This window comes from Salinibacterium amurskyense (assembly GCF_002797685.1).
Lineage (GTDB): Bacteria > Actinomycetota > Actinomycetes > Actinomycetales > Microbacteriaceae > Rhodoglobus > Rhodoglobus amurskyensis.
On the sequence record NZ_PGFH01000001.1, the window covers coordinates 82,296 to 108,641 of the forward strand.

A 26,346-nucleotide genomic window follows, 5' to 3' on the forward strand; every position below is an offset into this window, starting at 1 on the left:
GATCAATTCGGTAGCTGGCGCTGAGGTGATTAACACGCGAAGGCTAGGCAGCCCGCGCTGGCGCGAGTGAGCTCGTTAGCCTTCGTCGAGCATCGGGTAGGTCAACCCGATCTGACGACGGATCTCGTCGAGCGTGTGCATGATTTCGATGCTCTCGCTCGGCGACAGGATGTCGTTGGCGATCTCACCTTCAGTGACGAGGCGCTCGAGCTCGGCGGCCTGAAACTGCATGCCGCGACCCGTAACGGTGCCGTCGAATTCTTCAACAACGTTGCCCTTGCCATCGAAGCGCGTGTAGGTCGTGGGCGCGTACCAGGTCTCGGCGATTTCGATGCGGCCTTCAGTGCCGACGATCACGGCGCGCGTGGGGCCGGCGAGGTCGAGCGTCGTCTGCAGCACTGCTTGAGCTTCGGTGCCGTAGCTGAAGATCATCGAGGTCTGGCGGTCGACATCCGTGCCGGTCTTGGTGGCGACGGCCACGATGCTCGACGGCGCCCCCAGAATGTCGTGCGCGAACGACACCGGGTAAATGCCGAGGTCGAGCAGTGCACCGCCGCCCAGCAGGGGGTTGTTGATGCGGTGCAGCGGGTCGCTGGGCAGGTTCTGGTTGTGATCGGCGATCACGCTGCGGATCGTTCCGAGAGCCCCGTCGGCGATGAGCTGACGAATACGCACCATGTGCGGCAGGTAGCGCGTCCACATGGCTTCGAGCACGACAAGGTTCAGTTCGGATGCCCGGGAGACGACGGTCTCGGCCTGCGCCGCGTTCATCGTGAACACCTTTTCCACGAGCACATGCTTGCCCGCGTTGAGCGCGAGGAGCGCGTGCTCTTCGTGGAAGGGGTGAGGCGAAGCAACATAGATCGCGTCAACATTCGGGTCAGCAACGAGGTCTTCGTAGCTGCCGTGCGCGGTCGGGATGCCGTACTCGGCAGCAAACGTGGTGGCCGATTCCGCGGTGCGGGATCCGACCGCAACGACGTTGTGGCCGTGCTCGATGAGGTCGCTGGCTTGTAGGCCCGCGATCCACCCGGTGCCCAGAATTCCCCAGGCCACTTGCTTCGTCATGCCATCTCCTTTGTTGCGCACGAAAACATACGTCGCCAATGTAACAGGTGTCTATTTTGCTTTGTCTTACATTCTGTTAGATTGTTTGACAATCCGAGTCAACGAAGAGGGAGCGCACGATGATTGAGAACGCTGCAGTGCTCCCCGAGACCGTCGCTCAGAAGCTTCGCGCGGACATCATCGCCCAGCGCGATGCCCCCGGATCGGCCATCACCGAGTCGGCCGTCGCCCTGCGGTTCGGCGTTGCCCGCCCCACCGCGCGCATCGCCATTGACCGCCTCGTCGCTGACGGCATCCTGCGTCGCGAAGCCCACCGGGCCGCGCGCGTGCCCGAGCTCAGCTACGACGACGTGCTGGATCTCTTTGACACCCGCTCCATCGTGGAGACCGCCGCGATGGCGGCGCTAGCCGAGGCCGGCGCGATTCCGGCGGAGGCGCTGGCAGCCCACCGGGCGCTCACCGCCACCGATGATTTCGCGCACCACGACATCCAGTCCCACCGCGCGCTCGTCGCCGGTCAGCCCAGCTCACGCCTCACCCGCCTGCACGAACTGCTCATGGGTGAAGTCGAGCTGTGCATTGGGCAGGTTCAGTCTGCCCAACTCATTACCGCCCACGAGGTGGCCGAACAGCACCAGGGCATCCTCGATGCCATCACCGCCGGGGATGCCGCGACAGCAGAGCGCCTTACCCGCGACCACATTTTGGGGGCGCGCGATCGCCTCCTCACCCACCTCGACACCGACACCGATCTCGACACCGACAGCTAAGGCACCTCATGGTTAAGCGTCAATTTCCGAACCCCGTAGAGCTCGCGAAGCTCATGAAGTTCAAGGCCCCCGAGCTCAACGGCAAGAAACGCCGTCTCGACAGCGCCCTCACGATCTACGACCTCAAAGACATCGCCAAGCGTCGCACGCCCAAGGCTGCCTACGACTACACGGATGGCTCGGCCGAAGGCGAAATCTCGTTGAGCCGTGCGCGCCAGGCCTTCGAAGACATCGAGTTTCACCCCTCGATCCTTCGCGACGCTTCAAACGTCTCCACCACCACCCAGATTCTCGGCGGCACCTCCGCGATGCCCTTCGGTATCGCCCCCACGGGATTCACTCGTCTCATGCAGACCGAGGGCGAGATCGCGGGCGCGGGCGCGGCAGCGGCAGCAGGCATCCCGTTCACGCTGTCGACGCTCGGCACGACATCCATTGAAGATGTGAAGGCCGCAAACCCGAACGGTCGCAACTGGTTCCAGCTGTACGTGATGCGCGAGCGAGAGATCTCGTACGGTCTTGTCGAACGCGCGGCCGCCGCTGGCTACGACACCCTCATGTTCACCGTCGACACCCCGGTTGCCGGGGCGCGACTGCGGGATAAGCGCAATGGCTTCTCGATTCCGCCGCAGCTGACGGCCGGCACGATACTCAACGCGATCCCCCGCCCGTGGTGGTGGTTCGACTTCCTCACGACTCCCCCGCTCGAGTTTGCGTCGCTCGCAACCACCGGCGGCACCGTGGGCGAACTGCTCGACTCCGCCATGGACCCGTCAATCAACTACGACGACCTCAAGATCATCCGCGCCATGTGGCCAGGCAAGATCGTAATTAAGGGAGTGCAGAACCTTGAAGACTCGAAGCGCCTTGCCGACCTAGGCGTCGACGGCATCCTGCTCTCGAACCACGGTGGCCGCCAGCTCGACCGCGCGCCCATCCCCTTCCACTTGCTGCCCGAGGTCGCCCGCGAAGTCGGTAACGACGTTGAGGTGATGGTCGACACCGGCATCATGAACGGTGCGGATGTCGTGGCTTCGATGGCGCTCGGTGCCAAGTTCACACTCATCGGCCGTGCCTACCTGTACGGCCTTATGGCCGGAGGTCGCGAGGGCGTCGACCGCACGATCGAGATCCTGTCGGACCAGATCGTGCGCACCATGAAGCTGCTCGAAGTCACGAGCATCGAAGAGCTTGAACCCAAGCACGTCACTCAGCTGCAGCGACTGGCACCCCGTGCCGTCGCGCCGAGCGCCGCCGCTGCGGTTCCCGCTAAGCGTGCTGCGCCGCGCAAGGCAGCCGCGTCGACTCCGGCCGCGACGAAGGCCGTCACCAAGAAGGCTGCCACCAAGACTGCTGCAAAGAAGTAAGACCACTCGTGCCGCAGGTTGTGGTGGGCTGCCGCGCGAGTTCTCTACCCCGCCGGGTTTCGGCTTCTGACCTCGGTCAGTTGAGACCCGGCGGGGCATAGGGTTAAGCATCGTGACTCAGAACTCTGTCGATGCCCCTCCTCCCGTCTGGCGGGCACCCGGAATACCAGCTCTGTTGGTGCTCACGGCCGCAGGTTTCGGAGGCTTCGTTGCGCTGATTCCGGTCGTTCCGCTGTGGGCGGTTCAAGGTGGGGCAACCGAAGCTGGCTCGGGGTTGGTGAACGGACTCCTGCTGATCGTGACGGTCATGACGCAACCCTTCGTGCCGCGCCTGCTCGATCATTTCGGCACCGGCCGCGTACTGGCGGTGGGGCTTGCCCTCCTCGGCGCCCCCGCGCTCTTGCTCTTCATCTCGGATCAACTCGCGTGGATTCTCGCGATCTCGGCGGTGCGCGGAATTGGCTTCGGCATCCTGACCGTTACCGGTTCCACGGTGGTAGCGAACCTCGTCGATCGCACCCAGCATGGTGCCGCCGTCGGAATCTACGGCGCTGCGATTGCTGTTCCGCAGATCATCCTCGTACCAACCGCATCCTTCCTCGCCGACACCGTCGGGTTCTGGGCAGTCTTCGTGATTGGCGCCCTTCCCCTGCTCGGCATTAGTTCTGCCCCGCGCCTTGCGCGAGTGCTTCGCGAGCAGGCTGCCGCTCGCGACCTTCTCCCCTACACCGACGCGACACCGATCGTCTCCGTGGATGGCGGAAAGTCAGAACGCCGCTCGCTTGCGATCAGCCTTCTGCGACCGATGATGCTGCTCAGCGGCGTCACCCTCGCCGGTGGTGCCCTGCTTACCTTCGCCCCGCAAATGAGTTCCTCGCCCGGCGCTACTGCCGCGGCTCTCGCGCTCCTCACCTTGAGCGCAGCTATCACTCGCTGGTCCATCGGCGGGCTCTCCGACCGTTTCGGTGCCGAGCGATTCCTCTGGCCCCTCGTCGTGATCTCGGTGGTCGGACTAGTGGCGATTGCCGCCGCCGTTCAGAATCCCGACGCCACCGGCATCCTGCTGTTCCTGGTCGGCATGACGCTCCTCGGTATCGCCTACGGGGGTCTGCAAAACCTGACGCTCGTGATCTCCTTGGCAGCCGTGCGGCGCAAGCAGTACGGCACGGCCAGCGCCGCCTGGAACATTGGTTTCGACCTCGGCACCGCTCTCGGTTCGGTTCTCATCGGAACCCTCGCGACCGCGTTCTCGTTCCCGCCCGCCGTCTTGGTCGCCGCCGCAATCTCGTTGCTCACGCTGCCGCTCGCGTTCTTGCGTGGGCCGAAAGTCACCGACTAGCTCACGCGCGGGCTAGTCGGCCGGCGAGTTCGCTGCCCGGCACGTTGGCCGACTGTTGGCGGCCAGTGGCGCCCTCGCGCGAGCACAATCAGCAGTGTTCGAAGGTGTGCTCGGCTGAGCCGGGCGGCGTGAGATCGCGATCCCGCAGCATCGTGATGGGCGGTGTCGCAGCATCCGCACACACCTCAGTGAACGGGCGTCGCAGCTCATCGGTGTACTCGACGTCGATAACGGCATCACCATAAAAGTCGGTGAAGTCGCCGCACTCTGAGTACTGGTCGCACTCCTCCACAATCGCGAAGTCGAACCCGATGGCGGATGCCGCCTCCCCCAGCAACTCCGCCGAATTCTTCTGGGCTACCGCGAGTCCGCTACTGTGGCCGAGCTGCACGAACAGCGTCGCCATTGCTACCGCCTGCTCGCGCTCAAGAATCCCCTCGGAGCGCGTGTAGCTGTCGAGGTTATCGAACTCCACCGCCACGAACCCCTTGCCTGCGCAGTCCTCGATCAGCGGCGCGAGTCGCTCGGCGATCGCCTCACGATTGCTCGCGGTACGGATGTCGAGAAGCGTCTCGTCTGGCCAGTTCGCATCGATAACCGGATCGCCTTCGGCATCGCGCAGCAGCAGCTCGCTCGGCCACGACTCCCCCGGCTGCGATTGAAAGCCGTTGAGGTAGCAAATGGAATAGGCACCGGCGAGAGGTTCTTCGCTGGCGTCGCGCACCACGACAGTGACGGCAGCGTCGGGCTCGTACGCTGCGCCGAGCTGGTAATCCGCGACGGCGCCGGCGGCGAAGAGGCTCGGGGAGGCGGTAGCGGTGGAAGGGTCGCGCGGCTCAGTTGTTGGCGGGGCAGCGGCGGAGCATCCGGCGAGCACAGTAAGCGCGACCGCGACACACAACGCCGCCCACGGGGCTCGTCGTGGGCGTGCTGTCATGCAGTCGAGCCTAGGCTGCTCCGGCCCGGCGCGAGATGTAGGTCGCGCGCATGTGGGAGCGGTGCGGTGGCAGCTCGGCCCGAATGAGCGCGAAGCTCGCAACGATCGCCAGCAGAGCCGAAATGCCCAACACCACGGCGGGAAGCGGCGGGATGCCCGCGGCTAAGTCAAGGCCGGTGCCGGCCACGATCAGCCAGACGGTGGCTGCCGCAGCGGCGGTAAGGCTCGCCAGAAGAACGACTACCCACCCGAATATTTTCCTGTTCATGATTGCCCCCGTGCTTTCAGTTCTGCTGGTTAGTGCGACTGTGTAGCGCGAGAAAAAGCCTGAGACTTTCTCTCTACTTGAACGCTAGACCCCAAATGGGGGCCAATCTAGTCGTCATTAAGGCGGACTAGCTCAGTGAGGTCTAGGCGAGACGAAGCAGCCGAGCACGCAGTTCTTTTGGGGTCGATTCAGGCATAGCGGCGGAGAGCTCGCTGCGCTGCGGGAGGGCTCCGCCTTCAGCCACTACGGTGATGGCGCGCGCGAGACTGCCGCGGCTGACGTCTTTCAGGGCGTTGTCATCCGCGTGCATTTCGAGCAGGAGAGCGACTTCGCGGGAAGCGTTGCGGGCTGTGGGCAGCCACGGCAACGAGGCTTTCCACGCGGTGAAGAAGATCAGCACGATGTCGTGACGCAGGCGCACGTGGGCGCGTTCGTGTTCGACAACCGCACGCAGCTCTTCTTCGTCGAGCAATGCAATCAGGCCAGCGGACAGTACCGTGACGGAGGTCAAGGCGCCCGGCAGGCAGTAGGCAACGGGCGCGGGGGTATCGATGAGGCGCGTGCCGGGCCGGTCGGTCATTGGCTCACTCAGCAGGGTGATGAGTTGGGAGTGCCGGGCACGCTCGCGCTCGGCATAGACGAACGTGACAAGCAGGTTCAGCAGCAAGTGCACAGTGAGGAACAATGCTCCCGAGAGTGCGAGCAGCGACCACACCGAGGAGCCCTCAGGGAGTTCATTGTGGGTGACGAAACGCCACATGCCCGTGGCGGCATCCGGAAGATCGCTAGCGAAGGTCGCGGCCCCGAGCAGTACGAGCGAACCGATCATGCTGAAGCCACCTACGAGTGCGACAAGTTGCCAGACGAGCAGCCCGAGAGTCGGGCGCTTGTACGCCCAACGCGCCCCCGGAAGGATCGCCGGCACGGGCCAGGCCAAGAGAATGGCGATGGCACCGAGGATGATCGCGGCGGCGACCACGGTTAGCGTCCGGCGAGAATACGGCGGAGGGTCTCAGCTTCTTCGTTCGAAACCTGGCCGACGAACCGCTCGAGCACGGCAGTACGGTCGCTCGCTCCGCCCAACACCTCGTGCATGAGGTCGGCCATGTGCTCAGCACGAACTGAGGCGGCACGGTAACGGTGCGGACGCACATCCCGTTCGCGCACTACATAGTTCTTCTTCTCGAGGCGAGAGAGCACGGTGAGAACGGTCGTGGCGGCCAGTTCACGGCCCGACGCCTCCGACGACGCGAGGGCAGCCTGAAGGTCATAGGCCGAGAGGCTTTCGGCGCTCGCCCACAGCAGGTCCATGACACTGCGTTCGAGTTCACCTAGGGAGTTCATGAAGCAATTCTACCCTAAGTAGAAATAATTTCTACGAAGGTGTAGAAATGTATACACAGCGGTTCTACAGGATGTAGAACTAGCGCGAAACCCGCCACCGAAAGGCCAGGAGTGGACCCCCTAGAAATCGCCAGATGGCAATTTGGAATCACCACCGTCTACCACTTCATCATGGTTCCACTCACGTTGGGCCTCGGCCCCATCGTGGCGCTCATGCAAACCCAATGGGTGCGCACGGGTGACGAAAAGTGGCTGCGCATGACCAAGTTTTGGGGCAAGTTGTACCTCATCAACTTCATCATGGGTGTGGCCACTGGCCTCGTTCAGGAGTTCCAGTTCGGAATGGCGTGGAGCGAATACTCCCGCTTCGTCGGCGACGTCTTCGGAGCACCGCTGGCCATGGAAGGCTTGCTCGCCTTCTTCTTTGAGTCAGTCTTCCTCGGCCTCTGGATCTTCGGTTGGGATCGCCTCGGCAAGAAGCTGCACCTCGCAACCCTGTGGATTGCTGTCGCCGGCTCCGTCGTCTCGGCTTTCTTCATCATCGTCGCCAACTCGTGGATGCAGCACCCGGTCGGTGTTGAACTCATCGACGGTCGCCCCGTCATGACCGACATCTGGGCCGTGCTCACCAACAACACCGCCCTCTCGGCTTACTCCCACACCATCACCGGTGCCATCGCCGTCGGCGCGGGCTTCGTGGTCGGCATCTCGTGGTACCAGCTGTGGCAGCGCCGTCGCGATGGAATCGACACCGTGGATGCCACGGGTCGCGTCGTCGTCGGCGAGAACCTCAGCATCCCCGGTCGCGATCGCAAGGACCACGCCGTCTGGATCAAGAGCATCCGCATCGGCGCTGTAATCGCCGTTCTCGGATTCGGCGCGCTCTCGATCACGGGTGACCTGCAGGCCAAGCTTATGTTCGAGCAGCAGCCGCTCAAGATGGCCGCCGCCGAGGCTGCGTGCCACGACGGCACGAGCTTCTCCGTGCTCTCGATTGGCCCACTCGGCGGCCAGAACTGTGACGACGTCGTGGGCATCATCGAGATTCCCGGGCTGCTCTCCTTCTTGGCCCACGGGGACTTCGATACCGAGATCAAGGGCGTGAACACGCTCATCCCTGAATACCAGGCGCTCTATGGAACCAACCTGCCGGATGACCCGCTGTACGGTGAGCGCGCCGGTCAAGAAATCGAGTATCTGCCTCTCATGGAAGTTACTTACTGGGGCTTCCGCCTCATGATCGGTTTCGGTGCTCTCGCTGCCGGCTTCGCGCTCCTCACTCTGTGGATCGTTCGCAAGGGCACGGTGCCGCGCTCGAAGTTCCTCATGGGAACGGCATTGCTCAGCATCGCTGCCCCGTTCGGCGCCAACATCGCCGGTTGGGTCTTCACCGAGATGGGTCGCCAGCCCTTCGTGGTCGCCCCGAACCCTAACCCCAGTGGCGTTGACGGTGTCTTCATGTTCACTGCCGCCGCGGTCTCCCCCGGCGTGAGTGGAGAAGAGATGATCTTCTCGCTCGCCTCTCTGGCTCTCGTCTACGGCTTCCTGCTTGTCTTCGAGATCAAGCTGCTCGTCAAGTACGTGCGCGGTGGCGTTGCCTCGGCAATGCCCGAGCTCGCGCATCCGGATGGCGAAGGCCACGACGGCACGGGCAGCGACCCTGACGACCCCAACAAACCAGACAAGCGCGACGACGTTCTCGCGTTCGCCTACTAAGCAGAAGGGCAGCTACTCATGGAACTTCTTCCCACTATCTGGTTTATCGCGATCGCGGCATTGTGGATCGGCTACCTCCTTCTCGAAGGCTTCGACCTTGGTGTCGGGATGCTGCTGCTCTTCAGCACCCGCAAAGACCGTGAGCGTCGCCTCATGCTCAATGCCATCGGCCCGGTCTGGGACGGCAACGAGGTCTGGCTGATCACAGCCGGAGCCGCCACCTTCGCTGCATTCCCGTTTTGGTATGCATCGCTCTTTTCGGCGCTCTACATCCCGCTGACGATTGTGCTCGTGAGCCTGATCTTCCGCGCGGTTGCGATTGAGTACCGCGGCAAGGGCTCCACCGACAAGTGGCGTATGTGGTGGGATCGCGCTCTCGGGCTCGGCTCGCTCGGTTCCGCTTTCGGTATCGGTGCAGCCCTCGCGCTCACCACCACCGGTCTCCCGATTGACGCAAACGGTGACCGCGTTGGCGGCGCCTTCGCCTGGTTCACGCCGTACGCCGTCCTCGGTGGCCTCGCGGTCGTCGGTTTCTCGCTGGTTCACGCCTCCGTCTTCCTCGGCCTCAAGACCGATGGTGACGTGCGCGTTCGAGCCCGCAACTTCGTCGTGCGTTGGAGCCCCGTAGCCCTGCTGCCCATCGTGGCGTGGGTGCTCGTCATCCAGTTCCAGAACGGAACGCTCATCACCTGGGCGCTCGTTGTGGTCGCGGTGATCGCGGTGGTCTTCGGTTGGATCAGTGCTCGTGCCGGACGCGAAGGCTGGGCCTTTGTGGGGATCGCAGCATTCTTGGTCGCGGGGGCGTCATCCATCTTCGCCGCCGTCTACCCGGTTGTACTGCCCTCGACGCTCGACCCCGCGTTCAACCTCACGATCTCCAACGCGGCGAGCGGGGAATATACCCTCAGCGTTATGAGCATCGTCACCGCCTTCGGTTTGCCACTGGTGTTCGTGTATCAGGGCTGGACCTACTGGGTCTTCCGCAACCGTCTGAGCGAACACCACATCCCGGAGGCCCACCTCGTGAAGCCTGCGGTCGCCCCCGCTTCGTCAGCGAGCGCCTCCGCTTCCTCAGCGAGCTAGGGCACGATGGAGGGCATGAGAGCCAAACTCCACGAACGACTCGCAGCAGGCTTCGGCCCGGGCGGTGTGCACACACTGTTCGGGCTGGGGTTGCTGTCGTCCCTCAAGGGACTGGCGCTCGTACTCATGGCCGAAGCGGTCGCTCGTGGCGTCGTCGGCGTCATTGAAGCGGATGCGGCAGCCTGGCAGTTCGCCATCGTTCTCGGTATCGCGGCCGGTCTCCTCCGCGCGGCTACCGCGTGGGCTACGGAGAGTTTCGCGACCCGCGCCGCCTTAGGGGCCAAGGAGTCTCTGCGCCACGAACTCGCGGAGCGAGTGCTCACCGGCTCCGACGCTCGCTCGGGCGCAAGTACCGCGATTGCGACCGTGGGGCTCGACGAGCTCGACAATTACTTCCGCGTCGTGCTGCCTGCGATTGTGACGACCGCGACGGTTCCGTTGCTAATTGGCGCCCGCATCCTGTCGGTCGACTGGGTGAGCGCGCTCATCATTGTGCTGACCGTTCCGCTCGTGCCGGTGTTCATGATTCTTGTGGGCGGTCACACGCGTGAGCGTGCCGAGGCCGCCAGCGCGAGCCTCGAACGACTCTCCGATCACCTCGTTGAGTTGGCCCGTGGCCTTCCCGTTCTCGTCGGCCTTGGCCGCGTTGCGGAGCAGTCGAAAGCGTTGCGGTCGATCTCCGCCGAGAACCGCACGAAGACGATGGAAACCTTGCGCACCGCTTTTCTTTCGGCGCTCGTGCTCGAACTCATCGCCACGATTTCGGTGGCGGTCGTCGCCGTCTTCGTCGGTGTGCGGCTCGTGGATGACCAGCTCTCGCTTACCGTCGGCCTCATCGCTCTCGTGCTCGCGCCCGAGTGTTTCGCGCCCTTCCGCGAACTGGGTGCCGCGTTCCACTCCTCCGAGAACGGGCTCACCGCTCTGCGTCGTGCCCGCGCGATCATCGACGCACCGCGCGCTCGGGAACACCGCCAGAGTGCCGGTGGATTCCGCGTCATCGACCTCACCATTTCTTATGAGGGGCGCGGGCGGCCTGCGGTCGACAAACTCAACTTCCGCGCAACGCCCGGCACCATCACTGCTCTGGATGGGCCAAGCGGCAGTGGAAAATCCAGTGTTCTCGAGGTGCTCGCGGGCAATCGCGAGCCGAGCGGCGGCAGCGTGTGGGGCATCGACGTCTCCCGCGTGGCCTGGGTTCCGCAGCATCCACACACCGTTGCTGACACTGTGATCGACGAACTTCGCCTCTACAGCAGCGACGAAAAAGCCATCAAGTCGGTGCTGCTTGACCTCGGTCTCACCGCCGTTGCCGAGGCTGATCCGCGCCAAGTGAGCCCGGGCGAGCTGCGCCGCATCGCCGTCGCGCGCGGACTGCTACGCGTCGAAGCGGGCGCCACCCTCTTGCTGCTCGATGAGCCGACCGCCCATCTCGACCCGGCATCCGCCGCTCGCGTTGAAGCCGCGATCGCTGACCTGCGTGGTCGCCCCGTCACGGTTCTTGTTGCCTCGCACGAATCAGGAATCGCAGCACTGGCCGATCAGGTTGTGGCCGTGGGCGCTTCGGGCGGCACCCGCGCTGTCGAAGCTCGCGTTGATCCGCTGACGGTCGACGGTGACGTGGATGTTGACGCTCTCGACGCGCCCCGCACAACCCGCGCGACTCTCGCCAGCCTGCTCGAGTTTGTGCGCCCCTCCCTCGGAACTCTCGTCGGAGCAATTGCTCTCGGCGTCGGCGCGAGCCTCTTCGCGATCTCGCTGACCGCGATCTCGGGCTGGCTGATTGTGCGGGCGAGCGAGCATCCGCCCATCATGTTCTTGCTCGTCGCCATCGTGGGTGTGCGCTTCTTCGGCATCGGTCGTGCGGCTCTGCGCTACGCGGAACGTCTCGCCACCCACCGCGCTGTGCTCGGTTCCGTGATCGAGTTGCGGGTCGCCCTGTGGAATGGTCTTGGCGCTCGGGCACTCGGTTCGCGCGCGCTCGCCAATGGCGGGGTCGCGCTCGACTACCTCGTGGCTGCCTCCGACCGGGTGCGCGATCTTGTTCCCCGCGTCGTGCTGCCTCCCGCCGTCGCTCTGGGCACGTCGCTCGCTGCGCTCATCGCGGTCGGGATGCTGCACGCTCCCGCCGTTCCCGTGTTGCTCGCAGGTCTCGCGGTCGGGCTCATTGCGGCGCCCATCATCGCCGTGATCGTGGACCGCTCGGCCGCCAACGGCATTGCCGAAGTGCAGTCCCGCGTCGTGCGCGCCTTCGCCGCCATGACCGGTGCTGCCAGCGACCTGCGCGCCAACGGTGTTGGGGAGCGGATGCTCGCCCGCCTCGATCACATCGACGCCGAAGCCGGCGCACTCTCCCGCCGCAGCGCCCGCGCCCTCGGAATCGGCAACGCGGTTGTCGTGCTCGCCTGCTCGGTGACCGCCGTCGCGATGCTGCCCATCGCCGCTCCCGCCGTCGTCGCCGGAACCCTGCCCATCGGCATCGTCGCCGTACTTGTACTCATCCCCATCGGCCTCGTTGACTCGCTCATCGCCTTCGTCGACTCCGTGCAGCAGTGGCCGGCGCTGAGCGCGGCGCTGGCGAAGGTGCGCGGGGTTACTGCGGGGGTTGAGCGTGCTGGTAGTGCTGGCGGTGCTGTCTCGCGCGATGCTGCTGCCGCGAGCGCAGACCAGCCCCTCGGTGACGTGACCGTTCTGGAATTGCGAGAGCTCGGCATCCGCTGGCCTTCGAGCCCGACGCTGGCATTCTCGAGCGCGACCGCTCGGGTTGAGCGTGGCGAGTGGCTTGTCGTGGAGGGTCCGTCGGGCGCGGGTAAGTCGACGTTGTTGGCCGCTCTGCTCGGGTATCTTCCAGCGGCCGCTGGCTCGTGGCGCCTTAATGGTGTGGATGCCCGCGAGCTGTTGCCTGAACAATTGCGTGCGGCGGTGACGTGGTGCCCGCAGGAGTCGCACCTCTTCGATTCGACGATCCGCGCGAACCTGCTGCTGGGCCGTGCGCACGATGATCAGCCGACCGAGCAGGAGCTCGTCGCGGTGCTGCGTCAGGTAGGTCTTGGCCCGCTCTTCGATTCGCTCGACCGCGGGCTCGACACTCGCGTTGGGTCGGCGGGCGAAAGCCTGTCGGGCGGCGAGCGCCAGCGCCTCGCGGTTGCCCGAACTCTTCTCACGCGGGCGGATGTTGTGCTCCTCGATGAGCCGACCGCCCACTTGGATGCCGCGAGCGCCGAGCAACTCATCACCGACCTGCGCACGGCTCTCGCCGACAAGATCGTGGTGCTTGTCAGCCATCACGATGATGAGCGTCGCGATGACGATGTGAGCCTGCGGCTCGGGGCGCGCGAGCAGGTCGCTGCGGTCTAGCTCGGTTACGCGCACAGGTGGTGAGCGGCTTCGATAGTTACCATTGAGGCAACGTCGTTTTTCAGAACGGCTGCCGGAGGATGCGATGACGAACAATACGAGAAGCACGGCAGCCCTCTTCTGGAGCGGCGTGATTGTCGCTGCTGGCTCGCTGATCCTTCTTCTCCTGCGAGCGCTCACGGACAGCCTGACGACGTTGGGGGTTCTTGCTCATCTCGCTACCTTCACCGTGGGGTTAGTACTTATCTGGCAGCATCGACGCGCGACGAAGAAGTCTTAGATCGTGCATCCGCAGCGAAGCGTCAAGGACATCGCCGCCGTTCTCGGCTGCGTCGCGGTGGCATTGACTCTGGGCACTGTGCTCGTAGTGCTGGGAACTCCCTATTACGGCTCGACAGGCACGGAGCTGCTGCACGCTTTCGCCCGCGCAACCGCACTGGGCCTCCCGGTAGCAGCCCTGTTCGGCGTGCCAACGTGGTTGTGGCTGAGCGCACGAGTTCCCGCTCGAGCGCTCCCCATCGCACTATTCATCGCGCTGAGTCCACTCTTCGGGATCGTGCCTGGTCTCGCAGTCTTTGTTACGGGGCTCATCACCCACCTAGACACTCCCGTGTTCCTGGGCATGTTCATGATCGCGGCGGGAGCGTGGACCGCACCTATCGCGACTGCGCTCTACTACTTGGTTCTGGGCAAGCGACCGCGTATCGCGATCTCGCTCGGCGGTGTCGCTGTTGTTCTCGCGCTGTTGGGCTGGGTGAGCATCGCCATCAACGGCGGCTAGCCCCCGAACAGGTCGCTCGCGACAGTCTTGTACACCGACTCCGGGTTCGAGGGGTGGTAGATGCCGGCGAGCACATCGCGTTGCAGCCGCGAGAGTTCGCTCGTGCTGCGGAAGGCTCCTCCCCCGGCTGAGCGCATCACCTGGTCGACAACGTGGCGTGCGGTTTCGATGCTGCGGTGCTTCACACCGGTCAGTTTGCGGAACCACCCAGCCCCGTGATCCACGAGCCCATCAACGTCATCGACGATGCTGTGCAACTGGGGTTCAATCGCGTCGAGCGCAAGGGCGGCATCCGCCATGCGCCACCGCAGATCCGGATGCTCGGAGTACGCCTCACCATTGATGGCCGAGCTGCGCTGCTGCAGTGCTTCGACCCCGAGCTCGAGGGCGCGGTCTGCGAGCCCCGCATAGACGGAGGCGATGAGCGGCAAGAAGTTGGCGAACACGGCGAAGATGAACGGATCGGCGTTGGGGCCGACAGGCAGCACGCGGGCGACCCGGTTCGCGGGAACGAAGGCGCCATCCAGCACTGTTGTGTGGCTTTGGGTGGCGCGCATGCCGAGGGTGTCCCAGTCGCCGAGGGAACGCCAGCCGGGTTCATCGCGAGAGATGAAACCATGCACGAGGGTTTCGGTGCCATCGTCGGCGGTGTGCTTACCGAAAAGTCCGAGCTGGGTCCACGCGGGTGACAGCGACGTGAAGATCTTGGTGCCGGTAAACGCGTAACCGCCCTCGACGGTTTCGGCGGTGGTGAGCGAGTCCCACATGACGAGATCATTGCCGGGTTCGCTCAAACCGAAAGCGAAGATTTCGCCGGCTTCGGCATCCGCCAACAACCAGTCGAGGCTCGAGTCACCGCGCTCGCGCAGAGCCCACGCAACACCGATCCACACGAGGTGCATGTTGATGGCGAGCGCCGTGGCCGGAGCATATGCGGCAAGCAGGCGCTGATCATCCGCAAGCTCACGCAAACTGCGCGGCTTCAAGTAGCCAACGGCACGCAGCTCTTGCAGGTCTTCGGTGAAGAAGATGTTCTCGCGGTCGTAGCGCGCGGCCCGCGACCGGATGCGATCAAGCAGTGCTGGGGTGAGTACCGTCATGGGTCAACGCTACTGTGCGCGCGTGGCCTCAGGCTGAGATAAGGGAAAGCACATTCCCCGCCGGGTCTTTGAACCACGCGATCTCGGGGCCGTGCCCGCGCATGATGCCCTTCGCGTCCGTGCCGAGGTCGCCCATGAGGTCGCCGTCGTTATAGATCTTGGTGACCACACCCCGCTCGTTGAGCGCATCGACGGCGGCTTCGACATCCTCCACCGCAAAGTTCAGGATGGTGAAGCTCGCCGGCTCGTGGGTCTCCTTGGGGTAGATGGTCACTTCGGCACCGCCGGGAAGCGTGAGGCGCAGAGTGCCCATGCCGCCATCGGAGGCTGTGAGCCCCAGCGTCTCGGAGTAAAAGGTTCGAGCCGCGTCGAGGTCGTTGACGCTGAAGCCAGAAAAAGCGGTGATGGGGGAAAACATGATGCTCCTTCTCTATCCCTCGCGGGTGGCCGAGGCGCGGCCTGCCTGAGTCGCGCGATGCGAGGTGACTCGACGCTACGCCGCTGCGCCGCGAACCGCTACAGACAAACAGACCCGCAGCCGCAGCCGCAGCCGCAGCCGCACAGGCTCGCAGGATCGCAGGATCGCAGGATCGGCGAACAAACAGCCCCACGCACACAAATGCGGCGTGGGCCTCGGGTAACCCCGGTCCACGCCGCATCCGCTGGTGAGCGCTAGGTGCTCAACTCTGTGTGCTGGTCTCGCTTTAGAAACCGGCGAAACGAGCGATTGCTACGAAGAGGGCAAGCAGCAGCAGTACTGCGTTCACGGGGAGCGCCTTGAACTCGCCGCGACGGGCGTGAATGATCATGGCGACTGCCTGCACGAGCACGAGGCCTACGGCGGCGATCGGGGTGAGGATCGGGAGGATGCCAGTCAGCACCGGCACGATAAGGCCGATGGCTCCGAGCACTTCGAGAACGCCGACCACCCGCAGGATGGGGATACCAGCGCCTTCAGCCCAGGGGAAGGTCGTGAAGGCCTTGTCCTTGGCAACGGTGATTTTCTGTCCGCCGGCGGCGAGGTAAGCGAGGGCGAGGAGTCCGGAGACGATCCATACGGCAATAGTCATTGGTTTTCTTTCTTTTCAGTACGAGTTGTGGTCAAGATCTGGGCCCGGTTACCTAACGGAACTGTGACAGTTACCATTGGTTACTCAGGCAGTATTAGTAACCTAGACTGGTTCGAGAGGCCTTACAAAAGGCACACAGAGGTAACCAAGGAGCCACCATGGCCATGCGTGAGATGCAAGAGATGTGTGAAGCCCAGCGCGGAACCATCGTTCGCGAAGCCCTAGAACGCATCGGCGACAAGTGGACGCTGCTGGTCGTCGGCATGCTCGAGACCGGGCCGCAGCGGTTCACCGTGCTCCGCCAGCGCGTACCGGGCATCTCGCAGCGCATGCTCACGCGCACCGTGCGCCACCTCGAGCGCGACGGCCTCGTCTCCCGCACCGTCTACTCCGAAATCCCTCCGCGCGTTGAATATGAGCTCACGGATGTCGGCCGCGAACTTCTGCCGCCGATTCTGGCGATGGCCGATTGGGCCCTCGCCAACTCCGACAGGGTCGAAGAGAGCCGCCGCGCGTACGACGAGTCCGCCGCTCAATTGGCGGCAGCGAAGCAGTAACCCCCTCGCCCAGCGGGCTAGTACGATTTTGTCTATTAGTTGCGGCAGGAGTCGCAACACCAAACGCTGGCCCGACGGTGGGTACGAAGGGTTGAGTGGTTGTGGTTTCCTCTGACGTGAACGTGGTGCAGACGGGCCGACGCTCTCCAGCACAGCGATCACCGGTGAAGTGGCTGCCGTGGGTGAGCCTGGTCGCCGCCGCCGGCGTCATCTCGGTGATGACTGCTCCGGGTCAGACCGCCGGAATCTCCGTCTTCACCGACCCCCTCATCGCTGAACTCGACGTCTCTCGCACCGGCATTTCCGTCAGCTACTTCTTCGGCACGATCGTCGGCGCCGCCGCCCAACCGTTCATCGGCCGCGCCCTCGACCGCTTCGGCGCCCGCTACGTCACCATCGTCATCGGCGCCCTGTTCGCGAGCGTGCTGCTCACCCTCAGTTTCGTCGACGGCATCGCTGGCCTCACCGCCGGGTTCGTTGGTGTGCGGATGCTCGGCCAGGGTGCCCTCAGCCTCGCCGCCACCACGGCGGTCGCCCGCGCCATCACCCATCGCCGCGGTCTGGCGCTGGGCATCACGGCCGCCATTGGATCCGCCGGAATCTCCCTCGCCCCCGTCGGCCTCGAACGACTCATCTCGGCCGTCGGCATCCACGCTGCCTGGCGCTGGGAAGCCGCGATTGTGCTCGCCGTCGTCGTGCCCCTCGCGTTCATCCTGCCGAAGCGCAGCCGGGCGGCCGCCCAGGCCGAAGATCTCTCGACGGCGCAGATCGTCATCCAGAAAGAATCGTGGATGCTCGGCGAAGCCGCCCGCACCGGTATGTTCTGGGTCATCGCGGCCTCTCTCGCCGCCTCCGGCATGCTGAGCACCGGCCTCGCCTTCCACCAGATCGCGATCCTCGGCGAGCGCGGCCTCACCCCGTTCGAAGCGGCCGCCAACTTTCTCCCGCAAACCGTCACAGGCATTGCGGCGACCCTCATCGTCGGCGCTTTCGTCGACCGCGTAAGCCCCAAGCTGTTCGTCATCTTCTCGATGCTCACGCTCGCCGGCTCACTGCTGTTGCTCTCCGTCGTCGGCCCCAATGGCACCGCCGTTCTCTACGGTCTCGTGCTCGGCGCGGCCGGCGGAAGCCTGCGCGGGATGGAGGCGGCAGCCTACGTGCGCTACTACGGCACCGCGCACATCGGCTCCATTCGCGGTGTCACAACCGCGATCGCCCTGGGCTCCACGGCTCTCGGCCCGATCGCCCTCTCGCTGGCCGTCGACGTGAGCGGCAACTTCACCGAGCCGGCCGTGTGGTTCTCGAGCATCCCGATTGCGGTCGCCGCGCTCGCACTCTTCGTGCGCCCGCCGCAGCGCCGCGCGGCTGTCTGAACGTCTGAACGCTCTCAACCCCCACCCAGCAGAAGCGCGAGAATAGACCCATGAGCACCAACAACCGTCTCAGCGACCTCGGCATGAAACTCATGAACGGGGTGCACCGCGCGATCCTTGCCGTCTCTGGCGGTCGCCTCGGCTGGACTCTGGGCGGCATGCCCTCACTCGAGCTTCACACCACCGGGCGGGTGTCGGGCATCCGCCGCTCAACGATGCTGACGGCGCCCGTGCACAGCAAGGGCCGTTGGGTGATTGTGGCGTCAAAGGGCGGCGACGACCGCGACCCGCTTTGGTACCGCAATCTGCAGGCGAATCCGGATGCCGAAATCACCGTTCGCGGACGTACCGTGCCCGTGCGCACTCACACCGCCAGCCCCGCCGAGAAGGCAGAACTGTGGCCCCAGATTGTGGCCGTGAATTCGCGCTACGCGGAGTACCAGACCAAGACCACGCGCGACATCCCGGTCGTCATTTGCGAAGAGCGCTAAGCGCGCGAACACTGCACCTCAGCGAAAACACGAATGGCCCGCGCTCGTGGCGCAGGCCATCCGTTCTGTTCATTGCGCCATGCGCATCTTCGCCGGTGAGCAGCGAAATCTAGGTATCGCGCCGCTCATCGGTGAAATCGAGGCACCCCACGACGCGTAGCGACGAAGCCGAGGTGCCGTGCCGACTAGCGGCGAAGTTCCAAAGTGCAGCACTTCACGCCGCCGCCGCCGAGCAGCAGCTCGGAGAGGTCGACGCCGATGGGGTTGTAGCCGCGTTCCTTGAGCTGACGCTCGAAGTCCTTGGCACGGGCAGCGATAACGACGTTGTAGCCGTCGCTGTAGGAGTTGAGTCCGAGCACTGCCGCATCCTCTTCACTAGCGAGAATGGCGTCGGGATACAGCGCACGGAGTTTCTCAAGCGAGGGCTCATCGAAGGCGCTCTCGAGGTAGGCAATGTTGGTTTCGTCGAGCTTCGCGATGGCGGTGTCGACGTGGTAGAAACTCGGGTTAATGAGGTTGAGGGAGACAACGTTGCGACCCGAAAGCTCTGCCAGCTCCCGGTGGCTTTCGACTGAAGTACGGAAGCCCATGCCTGCAAGGATGTCGTCGCCGACAAGGAGGAAGTCGCCCTCACCCTCATTAACGTTCTGGGGGGAGGCCACGTCGAAGCCGTTGGCGCCGAACCAGTCCATGTAGGCGGGGCCTTCCGCTTTGCGCTCGTCGTACGTGAAGAGGGCGCCGTAGGCCTTGCCGTCAATTACAAAACCACCGTTGGCGGCGTAGACCATGTCGGGCAGGCCGTCGATGGGGTCGATGAGCTCGACGGTGAAACCGAGGTCAATGTAGGTGTCGTACAGCGTCTGCCACTGCTTCACAGCGAGGCTAGTGTCGGTGGGGTCGTTGGGGTTCATCCACGGGTTGATGCTGTACGTGACCGTAAAGAAGTCAGGACGGCACATCAGCACGGTCTTCGCGGTGGCCTGGCGTGCAGGCGTGGTCGATTCGGTGTCAGTGATCGTCATAGCCCCAGTGTTTCACGCACCTATCCGCAATGTCTCCGCAATCTGCGCACTATTTACGCGCATACCCTAGCCAGCGCACAACAATCCGCCGTACGCTGGGTAAATGGACAAGCTGGACGCAGGAATCATCGACATGCTCCGCCTCAATGCCCGCGCAGGCTATGGAGATATCGGAGAAGCGGTGGGGCTCTCGGCCTCCGCAGTTAAACGGCGCGTCGATCGTCTCGTCGCGAATGGCACCATCCGCGGCTTCACGGTGCAGGTCGATCCGGCCATCGACGGCATGGGCACCGAGGCGTATGTCGAGCTCTTTTGCCGCGGAAACGTGGCTCCGCACGAACTCAAGCGCATCTTGAGTGCCATTCCCGAAGTGGTGGATGCCGGAACAGTCAGCGGGTCTGCTGACGCCGTCGTCCACATGCGCTCGCGCGACATCCACTCGCTAGAAGTCGCCCTCGAGCGGCTGCGCACCGCCACCAACATCGACAACACGCGCAGTTCTATTGTGTTGTCTCGCCTCATTCACCGCCGCTACGAGTGACTAGCCCGTGTGACGCCATTGCGATTTCTTAGATTTGCACCGTGAAATCATCAAAAAACAACGAAATCCGTTCCGTAACACGATCTTAACCATGCAAACCGTTGCACTTCGCTCTGTTTTCCGATTGACTACGAGTCACTCGCGAATCAGTTTTCGCGAACTCGGAGGTGCGCAAGAACGTGACGGTTTCAGCCCAAAACACCATGCCCGCAGGCTCAGCCGCGGACCATGCGAACGCAGACGCGGCGAACACAAGCGAACCTGAAGGTTCCGTTGTCATTGAGGGCGTGACCAAGAAGTTCGGTGGCGCCGTTGCTGTCGACAACATCAGCTTGCACGTGCGCCCCGGTGAGTTCCTCTCTCTGCTCGGCCCCTCGGGCTGCGGCAAGACGACAACACTGCGCATGCTCGCCGGCTTCGAAGAGCCGACCTCGGGCAGCATCCACATTTCTGGTCAGGATGTCGTGGGCGTTCCTCCCCACAAGCGCAACGTCAACACGGTTTTCCAGGCCTACGCTCTCTTCCCGCACATGAGCGTGGCGGAGAACGTGGCTTACGGCCTTCGCCAAAAGGGCACGCCTAAGTCGGAGATTCGCGAGCGGGTTAGTGAATCGCTCGATCTCGTGCAGATGCGCTCGTTCGCCGACCGCAAGCCCACGCAGTTGTCCGGCGGCCAGCAGCAGCGCATCGCGCTCGCCCGGGCCCTCATCAACCGCCCTGCCGTTCTTCTCCTTGACGAGCCGCTGGGTGCGCTTGACCGCCAACTGCGCGAGGAAATGCAGATCGAGCTCAAGCTTCTGCAGTCACGCCTCGGCATCACCTTCATCTTCGTGACGCACGATCAGGGTGAGGCGCTCTCGATGAGCGACCGCATCGCCATCATGCGCAAGGGCCGCATTGAGCAGCTGGATGACGCTGACTCGATCTACGACTCCCCCGCGAGCGCCTACGTCGCCGGCTTCATTGGCCAGCAGAACTTCTTGCCGGGCATGATGACGAGCGACCTGAACGTGATGGAATCACCGTTCGGTGTTCTGCGTTCGGTGATCCCGCATCCAGAACTCGAAGCTGGCGTAGATGCTCAAGCCGCTGTTCGCCCGGAGGCCGTCACGGTCACGGCGACCGCTGGCACCAGCGCAGCCACCGCCCCCACCGCAGAGAACCGGATCGCGGGCGAAGTGCTCGGAGTTTCTCACCAGGGTGAGACGCTGCAGTTCTTGGTCTCCATCGGCGACGGCCAGACGCTGCTGTCGCGTGTTCCGCGCCCGACCGCCCCGCGCCTTGCCGTGGGTGACGCGGTGGTGTGCACCTGGGATGCCACCTCGGTTCATCTCTTCCCCAGCGAGCAAGCAACTCAGGCTCAAGCCGACATTGCCCGCGCCGTTTCTAACCCCGCCCCTCCGACCAGCTCGATCTCGCTTTAAGGGAGCAACCTGATGTCACACGAAAACCCCGTTCGCATTCTCGCTTCGACCGCCGCGACAAAGGTCATGAAGTCTGAGCTCAACCGCCGCCGCTTCTTGGCGTTGTCGGGCACGACCGCCGGCGCAGCTTTGCTCGCCGCGTGCTCGCCTCAGTCGGGCACCGGCTCCTCTCCTCAGGCCACGGGTGGTGCGCTTGAGGGGGGCCTTTCCGTCTACAGCTGGGGAGACTACGACGACCCGGATCTGGTCAACGAGTTCACGGCCGACCTCGGCCCGAACGTGACGTTCGACTCGTTCAACTCGAACGAAGAGCTGATCTCCAAGCTCGTTGCCGCTCGCGGCACGAGTGGCTACGACATCGTCGTTCCGACCGGCCCGTTCCTTCCCCAGATGATCGAGAACGGCCTACTCAGCCCGTTGAACCTCGACCTCATCCCCAACATCAAGCACGTCGACCCCGCATTCTTGGGCCGCGACTGGGACCCGAACAACGAGTACTCCATCTCAAAGGCGTGGGGCACCACCGGTTTCGTCTACGACAAGACCAAGATCACCCGCGAACTCACGTCGTGGAAAGACTTCATCGACGCCGCCCAGAACGAAGCGAGCGGCAAGACGTCTGTTCTCGATGACCCGGCTCCGCTGCTCGGCATTTACTACTGGGCCAACGGCATCGACTGGAACACCACCGACGAGGCTGACCTCGCTGCCGCCGAGGAGTTCCTCACCACGCAGCTCGCTCCGCACCTCTCGGCTTTCGACTCTTACCCCGGTGGCGCCGCCATCCCGCAGGCTCAGCAAATTCTGATGCAGTGCTGGAACGGCGATGCTCGCCTCGGCATCATGGAAAGCGACGAGCCCGAGCGCTGGCAGTGGGTTCTCGGCTCGCCCGACACTGAGCTCTGGATGGACAACTGGGCTATCGCTGAGGGTGCCACCAACCCCGAAGCCGCTCACGCTTTCATCAACTACGTGCTCACGCCCGAAGCTGCTGTTCGCCAGCTCGACTACACCGGCTACCAGACCGGAACCAGTGGAATTGAAGACCTCGCTCGCGATGCAGAACTCGAAATGCTCGACCTCGTGTTCTTCGACGAAGAGACCATCAAGACCATGCACACCCAGACCATCAGCGAAGCACAGCAGCGCATCGTTGAGATCTGGGACAAGACCAAGGTTGCTGCAGGCTCCTAGCCTGCGCTGTTAATCGAGAAGCCAGGATGACCACTCTCACCGAACGCCAGTCGGCGTCGTCGCCGAAAGCACCACGACGGCGCCCCCGCTGGATGAAGCTGCCGAGCTTCGCCCTCGCGATCCCCGCGTGGGCGTGGCTGTTCGCCTTCTTCGTCGCGCCCGTCGCGCTCGTGGTGTGGTTCAGCTTCGGCTACAAACCCGGCATTTTCGGAACCCACGCCAACGACGTGCTGTCTTTCGACCGCTACGCCGAGGCGCTGTCTCCGACGTTCTTTGCCACGTTCCAGAACACGCTGTGGGTGGGAGTGGTCGGCACGCTTATCTGCCTGGCCATCTCCATCCCATTCGCGTACTGGCTCGCGTTCAAGGCTCCGGTTTCTCGTCGCGGCATCCTGCTCGCAATGGTCATGATTCCGTTTTGGACGAACTTTTTGGTTCGCACGATCGGTTGGCAGATCATCTTGGCTCCGAGCGGCGTTCTCTCTGAGGCGCTGCAATCAATCGGTGCGCTCGATGAGCCGCTGGAGATTCTGTTCACCCGCACGGCCGTACTCATCGGTGTGGTGTACAACTACTTGCCGCTCATGATTCTGCCGATGTTCGTTGCTTTCGACCGCGTCGCGCTGCCGATGCGGGAAGCGAGCAAAGACCTCGGTGCTGGGCGCTGGTCGACTCTCTTCAACGTGACGCTCCCGCTGGCTAAGCCCGGCATCGTCGTGGGCATCCTGCTTGTGTACATCCCCCTGATGGGCGACTACATCACGGCAACCGTGCTCGGTGGTGCCAAGGGGAACATGGCTGGCCAGATGGTCGCCAACCAGTTCCAGACCGCTCAAAACTGGGCACTGGGATCGGCGATGGCTGTTGTTCTCGTGCTGACAATTCTCACCACGGTGGCAATTGCCGCCCTCATCTCCTGGCTCGCGGCATGGCCGTTGCGCGCCAATCAGAAACTCGTGTTGGGAGACAAGTCATGAAGCGACTAGCCCTGACAGACCTTTCGCTCAAGGTGTGGGCAGTGATCGTGTTCGCGTTCCTCTTTGCGCCGATTGCCGTCATCATCATCTACTCGTTCAACGAGGGGCGCTTGCTGGTCGCGTGGAACGAATTCGGCTTCGGCTCGTTCGCTGCCATCGTCACCAAGCCAGCGATTACGGATGCCGTGATGGTGTCGATCCAGACCGGTTTTGTTGCCGCTCTCATCGCTACCGCTCTCGGCACGATGGCGGGCGTTGCGCTCGCCCGTCGCGCTGGCAAGTGGGCAGCACCGTTCTTGCTGCTTCTCGTGCTCGTCACGGTGACCCCCGAGATTGTGGATGCCGTTTCGCTCTTGCCGTGGATGGTGTTCCTGGGTCAAGACCTGGGTCTCAGCATCTTCGACAACGGCCTCGTTCGCCTCGTCGTCGGCCACTCACTCTTCGCGACCGCTGTCGTGGCGTACATCGTGCGCTCGCGCCTCGTGGGCATCGACGAAAGCTTGGAGGAGGCCGCGGCAGACCTTTACGCTCCGCCGTTCAAGCGTTTCACGCAGATCACTCTCCCGCTCGTGATGCCCGCCGTTCTCGCGGGTGGGCTGCTCTCGTTCACTCTCAGCCTCGACAACACAATCGTGTCGGCCTTCGTACAGGTTTCCGGTTCAACACCGTGGCCCGTCTACGTGCTGAGTGCCGTGCGCACGGGCTTGCGCCCCGAGATTGCGGCGGTCTCGACGATCATGCTGCTGCTGACGCTGCTGGCTCTCGGGCTCGTGGCGTACGTCTTGCGTCGTGCTGGCGATTCCGCCACCGACATCGCCAAGACCGTGGGCGGCGGCTAAACCACTCGCGCCTCACCTGCCTCGTTTCGAACGAACCAGAAAGTGCACGAAATTATGACGTTTGCTGACCTCGTTTTCACCGGCGGCGCTGTCTTCACGGCGACCGGCAGCGAGCCGATGCTCGGCAGTGTCGCTGTGGCTGACGGCCGCATCGTTGCCGTCAGTCGCGATGCCGCTGGCTATGCGGCCGTGCGCGATCTCATCGGCCCCGACACCGAGGTCATCGACCTCGATGGCAAGCTGTTGATCCCCGGATTTCAGGATGCCCACGTGCACGCCGTGTGGGGCGGGCTCGACCTCATCCGCTGCGATCTCTCCGAGGACTCGACGCGCGATGAGTACGTAGCGCGGCTGTCGAACTATGCCGCGGCGAACCCCGAGCTCGAGTGGATTCTGGGCGGTGGCTGGAACATGTCGGCCTTCCCCGGTGGCACGCCAACGGCATCCGATCTCGACCTGGCAGTTGCCGACCGCCCCGCGTTCATCCCGAACCGCGACGGCCATGGCGCCTGGGTGAACTCGCGCGCGCTTGAGCTTGCTGGCATCACCGCCGAGACTCCCGACCCTGCCGATGGCCGCATCGAGCGCGACGCCGACGGTAACCCCACCGGCACGCTGCACGAGGGCGCGATGTCGCTCGTGAATGCGCTGCTGCCCGAAACCTCGCCCGAAGATTATGCTCGCGCGCTTCTGATTGGCCAAGAGTATTTGCACTCGCTCGGCATCACCGCGTGGCAAGACGCCATCTTGGGCGGTTACGGGGATGCCGGCGACGCCACTCCCGCGTACATGGCTGCGGCCGAGTCGGGCGACCTCACCGCTCGCGTGGTCGGAGCCCTCTGGTGGGATCGCACGCGTGGCCCCGAACAGATTCCCGAACTGGTGATGCGCCGCGAGAAGAACGCTGCCGGGCGCTTCGCCGCGACGAGCGTGAAGATCATGCAAGACGGCGTTGCCGAGAATTTCACGGCCGCCATGCTGGAGCCCTACCTCGACGGCTGTGGCCACCACACCGACAACTCGGGCATCTCCTTCGTCGATGCCGCCCAGCTGATCTCGAACGTCACCGAACTCGATGCGCTCGGCTTCCAAGTGCACTTTCACGCCATCGGCGACCGCGCGGTTCGCGAGTGCCTCGACGCGGTCGAAGCAGCGCGAGCGATCAACGGGCCCAACGACAACCGTCACCACATTGCGCACCTGCAGGTCGTGCATCCGGATGACGTTCACCGCTTCGCCGAGTTGGGCGTCACCGCCAACCTGCAGTCGTACTGGGCTGCGCTCGAACCGCAGATGGTCGACCTGACCCTGCCGTTCTTGGGTGACCCGCGCAGCTCGTGGCAGTACCCGTGGGCCGACCTGCACCGGGCCGGAACGCACTTGGCCTCGGGCAGCGACTGGTCAGTATCGAGCCCTGACCCGATGGCGGCCATCCACGTTGCCGTGAATCGCATCGCAGCTCCCGGCCACGAAGAGGGCGAGTACGACGCGTTCTTGCCCGAGCAAAGCATCGACCTGCTGACCGCCATGACCGCGTACACCGCGGGCTCGGCCTTCACCAATCACTTGGATGAGACGGGAACGATCGAGGTCGGCAAGCTTGCCGACCTGGTCGTTCTCGATCGCAACCCCTTCGCGGGTGCCAAAGCCGACATCGGCCGCACCCGCACTGAGCAGACGTTCGTCGAAGGCGAGCGCGTGTACCGCGCGCCCGCGCAACCATAAAGCTCG

General features: G+C 64.0%; 26 protein-coding genes. 17 read left to right on the forward strand and 9 right to left on the reverse strand.

What is annotated here, in order from left to right; all coding sequences use genetic code 11:
• Positions 1–75: 75 nt before the first annotated feature.
• On the reverse strand, positions 76–1,068 hold the full coding sequence (locus CLV85_RS00385; RefSeq protein WP_100387648.1) for a Gfo/Idh/MocA family protein: 993 nt from the start codon (positions 1,066–1,068) through the stop codon (positions 76–78).
• A 119-nt stretch (positions 1,069–1,187) separates the two neighbouring features.
• On the opposite strand from CLV85_RS00385, the gene CLV85_RS00390 reads away from it, so the two are divergent.
• The 3 genes from CLV85_RS00390 to CLV85_RS00400 all read left to right on the forward strand — a co-directional run bounded on the left by CLV85_RS00390 (position 1,188) and on the right by CLV85_RS00400 (position 4,544).
• Positions 1,188–1,838 carry a GntR family transcriptional regulator gene (locus tag CLV85_RS00390; RefSeq protein WP_100387649.1) on the forward strand — a complete coding sequence of 217 codons (651 nt, stop codon included), beginning with the start codon at positions 1,188–1,190 and terminating at the stop codon, positions 1,836–1,838.
• Positions 1,839–1,846: 8 nt separating this feature from the next.
• The gene (locus tag CLV85_RS00395; RefSeq protein ID WP_100387650.1) at positions 1,847–3,205 is read left to right on the forward strand and encodes an alpha-hydroxy acid oxidase; all 1,359 of its coding nucleotides are present in this window, start codon (positions 1,847–1,849) and stop codon (positions 3,203–3,205) included.
• 112 nt (positions 3,206–3,317) lie between these two features.
• The gene (locus CLV85_RS00400; protein WP_229820435.1) at positions 3,318–4,544 is read left to right on the forward strand and encodes an MFS transporter; all 1,227 of its coding nucleotides are present in this window, start codon (positions 3,318–3,320) and stop codon (positions 4,542–4,544) included.
• An 88-nt stretch (positions 4,545–4,632) separates the two neighbouring features.
• On the opposite strand, the gene CLV85_RS00405 is transcribed toward CLV85_RS00400, so the two are convergent.
• The 4 genes from CLV85_RS00405 to CLV85_RS00420 all read right to left on the reverse strand — a co-directional run bounded on the left by CLV85_RS00405 (position 4,633) and on the right by CLV85_RS00420 (position 7,093).
• Entirely contained in the window at positions 4,633–5,481 is an 849-nt protein-coding gene (locus tag CLV85_RS00405) for an endo alpha-1,4 polygalactosaminidase (protein WP_100387651.1), read from the reverse strand.
• A 10-nt stretch (positions 5,482–5,491) separates the two neighbouring features.
• The gene (locus CLV85_RS00410) at positions 5,492–5,749 is read right to left on the reverse strand and encodes a hypothetical protein (protein WP_100387652.1); all 258 of its coding nucleotides are present in this window, start codon (positions 5,747–5,749) and stop codon (positions 5,492–5,494) included.
• A gap of 142 nt (positions 5,750–5,891) precedes the next feature.
• Positions 5,892–6,728, reverse strand: a complete 837-nt coding sequence (locus CLV85_RS00415; protein ID WP_100387653.1) for a M56 family metallopeptidase — start codon at positions 6,726–6,728, stop codon at positions 5,892–5,894.
• 2 nt (positions 6,729–6,730) lie between these two features.
• Entirely contained in the window at positions 6,731–7,093 is a 363-nt protein-coding gene (locus CLV85_RS00420) for a BlaI/MecI/CopY family transcriptional regulator (protein ID WP_100387654.1), read from the reverse strand.
• Positions 7,094–7,204: 111 nt separating this feature from the next.
• Between CLV85_RS00420 and CLV85_RS00425 the strand changes: the two genes are divergently transcribed.
• The 5 genes from CLV85_RS00425 (at position 7,205) to CLV85_RS00445 (ending at position 14,027) form a co-directional block, all read left to right on the forward strand.
• Positions 7,205–8,809, forward strand: coding sequence for a cytochrome ubiquinol oxidase subunit I (locus CLV85_RS00425; protein WP_100387655.1), 1,605 nt, complete (start codon positions 7,205–7,207; stop codon positions 8,807–8,809).
• Positions 8,810–8,827: 18 nt separating this feature from the next.
• A complete protein-coding gene (gene cydB / locus CLV85_RS00430; RefSeq protein WP_100387656.1) occupies positions 8,828–9,892 on the forward strand; it encodes a cytochrome d ubiquinol oxidase subunit II in 1,065 nt (354 codons plus the stop codon).
• 15 nt (positions 9,893–9,907) lie between these two features.
• Positions 9,908–13,246 (forward strand): thiol reductant ABC exporter subunit CydC, encoded by a 3,339-nt coding sequence (gene cydC, locus CLV85_RS00435; protein WP_100387657.1) that lies wholly within the window; start codon positions 9,908–9,910, stop codon positions 13,244–13,246.
• Positions 13,247–13,331: 85 nt separating this feature from the next.
• Positions 13,332–13,526 (forward strand): hypothetical protein, encoded by a 195-nt coding sequence (locus CLV85_RS00440; protein ID WP_100387658.1) that lies wholly within the window; start codon positions 13,332–13,334, stop codon positions 13,524–13,526.
• Between the two features lie 3 nt (positions 13,527–13,529).
• On the forward strand, positions 13,530–14,027 hold the full coding sequence (locus CLV85_RS00445; protein ID WP_100387659.1) for a hypothetical protein: 498 nt from the start codon (positions 13,530–13,532) through the stop codon (positions 14,025–14,027).
• On the opposite strand, the gene CLV85_RS00450 is transcribed toward CLV85_RS00445, so the two are convergent.
• The 3 genes from CLV85_RS00450 to CLV85_RS00460 all read right to left on the reverse strand — a co-directional run bounded on the left by CLV85_RS00450 (position 14,024) and on the right by CLV85_RS00460 (position 16,197).
• The gene (locus CLV85_RS00450; RefSeq protein ID WP_100387660.1) at positions 14,024–15,127 is read right to left on the reverse strand and encodes an acyl-CoA dehydrogenase family protein; all 1,104 of its coding nucleotides are present in this window, start codon (positions 15,125–15,127) and stop codon (positions 14,024–14,026) included. The genes CLV85_RS00445 and CLV85_RS00450 overlap by 4 nt on opposite strands.
• Before the next feature lie 28 nt (positions 15,128–15,155).
• On the reverse strand, positions 15,156–15,545 hold the full coding sequence (locus CLV85_RS00455) for a VOC family protein (RefSeq protein WP_100387661.1): 390 nt from the start codon (positions 15,543–15,545) through the stop codon (positions 15,156–15,158).
• 286 nt (positions 15,546–15,831) lie between these two features.
• Positions 15,832–16,197, reverse strand: coding sequence for a DoxX family protein (locus CLV85_RS00460; protein ID WP_100387662.1), 366 nt, complete (start codon positions 16,195–16,197; stop codon positions 15,832–15,834).
• 158 nt (positions 16,198–16,355) lie between these two features.
• On the opposite strand from CLV85_RS00460, the gene CLV85_RS00465 reads away from it, so the two are divergent.
• The 3 genes from CLV85_RS00465 (at position 16,356) to CLV85_RS00475 (ending at position 18,618) form a co-directional block, all read left to right on the forward strand.
• Positions 16,356–16,754, forward strand: a complete 399-nt coding sequence (locus tag CLV85_RS00465) for a winged helix-turn-helix transcriptional regulator (RefSeq protein WP_308430448.1) — start codon at positions 16,356–16,358, stop codon at positions 16,752–16,754.
• 101 nt (positions 16,755–16,855) lie between these two features.
• Positions 16,856–18,127, forward strand: a complete 1,272-nt coding sequence (locus CLV85_RS00470) for an MFS transporter (protein ID WP_244899820.1) — start codon at positions 16,856–16,858, stop codon at positions 18,125–18,127.
• Positions 18,128–18,177: 50 nt separating this feature from the next.
• On the forward strand, positions 18,178–18,618 hold the full coding sequence (locus CLV85_RS00475) for a nitroreductase family deazaflavin-dependent oxidoreductase (RefSeq protein ID WP_100387664.1): 441 nt from the start codon (positions 18,178–18,180) through the stop codon (positions 18,616–18,618).
• A 185-nt stretch (positions 18,619–18,803) separates the two neighbouring features.
• On the opposite strand, the gene ddaH is transcribed toward CLV85_RS00475, so the two are convergent.
• The gene (gene ddaH, locus CLV85_RS00480) at positions 18,804–19,640 is read right to left on the reverse strand and encodes a dimethylargininase (RefSeq protein ID WP_100387665.1); all 837 of its coding nucleotides are present in this window, start codon (positions 19,638–19,640) and stop codon (positions 18,804–18,806) included.
• A 103-nt stretch (positions 19,641–19,743) separates the two neighbouring features.
• Between ddaH and CLV85_RS00485 the strand changes: the two genes are divergently transcribed.
• The 6 genes from CLV85_RS00485 to CLV85_RS00510 all read left to right on the forward strand — a co-directional run bounded on the left by CLV85_RS00485 (position 19,744) and on the right by CLV85_RS00510 (position 26,340).
• Positions 19,744–20,181: an Lrp/AsnC family transcriptional regulator gene (locus CLV85_RS00485; RefSeq protein ID WP_100387666.1), complete on the forward strand. Its 438-nt coding sequence runs from the start codon at positions 19,744–19,746 to the stop codon at positions 20,179–20,181.
• Between the two features lie 203 nt (positions 20,182–20,384).
• Complete coding sequence (locus CLV85_RS00490; RefSeq protein ID WP_100389207.1) at positions 20,385–21,605, forward strand: ABC transporter ATP-binding protein; 1,221 nt, start codon at positions 20,385–20,387, stop codon at positions 21,603–21,605.
• A 12-nt stretch (positions 21,606–21,617) separates the two neighbouring features.
• Positions 21,618–22,799, forward strand: coding sequence for a polyamine ABC transporter substrate-binding protein (locus CLV85_RS00495; RefSeq protein WP_100387667.1), 1,182 nt, complete (start codon positions 21,618–21,620; stop codon positions 22,797–22,799).
• A 92-nt stretch (positions 22,800–22,891) separates the two neighbouring features.
• The gene (locus tag CLV85_RS00500; RefSeq protein ID WP_373296760.1) at positions 22,892–23,776 is read left to right on the forward strand and encodes an ABC transporter permease; all 885 of its coding nucleotides are present in this window, start codon (positions 22,892–22,894) and stop codon (positions 23,774–23,776) included.
• On the forward strand, positions 23,773–24,615 hold the full coding sequence (locus tag CLV85_RS00505; RefSeq protein WP_100387669.1) for an ABC transporter permease: 843 nt from the start codon (positions 23,773–23,775) through the stop codon (positions 24,613–24,615). Before CLV85_RS00500 ends, CLV85_RS00505 begins: the two co-directional genes overlap by 4 nt.
• A gap of 54 nt (positions 24,616–24,669) precedes the next feature.
• Positions 24,670–26,340, forward strand: coding sequence for an amidohydrolase (locus tag CLV85_RS00510; protein ID WP_100389208.1), 1,671 nt, complete (start codon positions 24,670–24,672; stop codon positions 26,338–26,340).
• Positions 26,341–26,346: the final 6 nt, after the last annotated feature.

Bases quoted from the DNA above. Each gene is read 5' to 3' on its own strand.
- CLV85_RS00475 (WP_100387664.1), top strand. From the start codon at position 18,178: ATGAGCACCAACAACCGTCTCAGCGACCTCGGCATGAAACTCATGAAC.
- CLV85_RS00500 (WP_373296760.1), top strand. From the start codon at position 22,892: ATGAAGCTGCCGAGCTTCGCCCTCGCGATCCCCGCGTGGGCGTGGCTG.
- CLV85_RS00450 (WP_100387660.1), bottom strand. From the start codon at position 15,127: ATGACGGTACTCACCCCAGCACTGCTTGATCGCATCCGGTCGCGGGCC.
- CLV85_RS00410 (WP_100387652.1), bottom strand. From the start codon at position 5,749: ATGAACAGGAAAATATTCGGGTGGGTAGTCGTTCTTCTGGCGAGCCTT.
- CLV85_RS00510 (WP_100389208.1), top strand. From the start codon at position 24,670: ATGACGTTTGCTGACCTCGTTTTCACCGGCGGCGCTGTCTTCACGGCG.
- CLV85_RS00455 (WP_100387661.1), bottom strand. From the start codon at position 15,545: ATGTTTTCCCCCATCACCGCTTTTTCTGGCTTCAGCGTCAACGACCTC.
- CLV85_RS00465 (WP_308430448.1), top strand. From the start codon at position 16,356: ATGGCCATGCGTGAGATGCAAGAGATGTGTGAAGCCCAGCGCGGAACC.
- CLV85_RS00460 (WP_100387662.1), bottom strand. From the start codon at position 16,197: ATGACTATTGCCGTATGGATCGTCTCCGGACTCCTCGCCCTCGCTTAC.
- CLV85_RS00505 (WP_100387669.1), top strand. From the start codon at position 23,773: ATGAAGCGACTAGCCCTGACAGACCTTTCGCTCAAGGTGTGGGCAGTG.
- CLV85_RS00485 (WP_100387666.1), top strand. From the start codon at position 19,744: ATGGACAAGCTGGACGCAGGAATCATCGACATGCTCCGCCTCAATGCC.
- CLV85_RS00395 (WP_100387650.1), top strand. From the start codon at position 1,847: ATGGTTAAGCGTCAATTTCCGAACCCCGTAGAGCTCGCGAAGCTCATG.
- CLV85_RS00405 (WP_100387651.1), bottom strand. From the start codon at position 5,481: ATGACAGCACGCCCACGACGAGCCCCGTGGGCGGCGTTGTGTGTCGCG.
- CLV85_RS00440 (WP_100387658.1), top strand. From the start codon at position 13,332: ATGACGAACAATACGAGAAGCACGGCAGCCCTCTTCTGGAGCGGCGTG.
- CLV85_RS00420 (WP_100387654.1), bottom strand. From the start codon at position 7,093: ATGAACTCCCTAGGTGAACTCGAACGCAGTGTCATGGACCTGCTGTGG.
- CLV85_RS00390 (WP_100387649.1), top strand. From the start codon at position 1,188: ATGATTGAGAACGCTGCAGTGCTCCCCGAGACCGTCGCTCAGAAGCTT.
- cydB (WP_100387656.1), top strand. From the start codon at position 8,828: ATGGAACTTCTTCCCACTATCTGGTTTATCGCGATCGCGGCATTGTGG.
- cydC (WP_100387657.1), top strand. From the start codon at position 9,908: ATGAGAGCCAAACTCCACGAACGACTCGCAGCAGGCTTCGGCCCGGGC.
- ddaH (WP_100387665.1), bottom strand. From the start codon at position 19,640: ATGACGATCACTGACACCGAATCGACCACGCCTGCACGCCAGGCCACC.
- CLV85_RS00385 (WP_100387648.1), bottom strand. From the start codon at position 1,068: ATGACGAAGCAAGTGGCCTGGGGAATTCTGGGCACCGGGTGGATCGCG.
- CLV85_RS00490 (WP_100389207.1), top strand. From the start codon at position 20,385: ATGCCCGCAGGCTCAGCCGCGGACCATGCGAACGCAGACGCGGCGAAC.
- CLV85_RS00495 (WP_100387667.1), top strand. From the start codon at position 21,618: ATGTCACACGAAAACCCCGTTCGCATTCTCGCTTCGACCGCCGCGACA.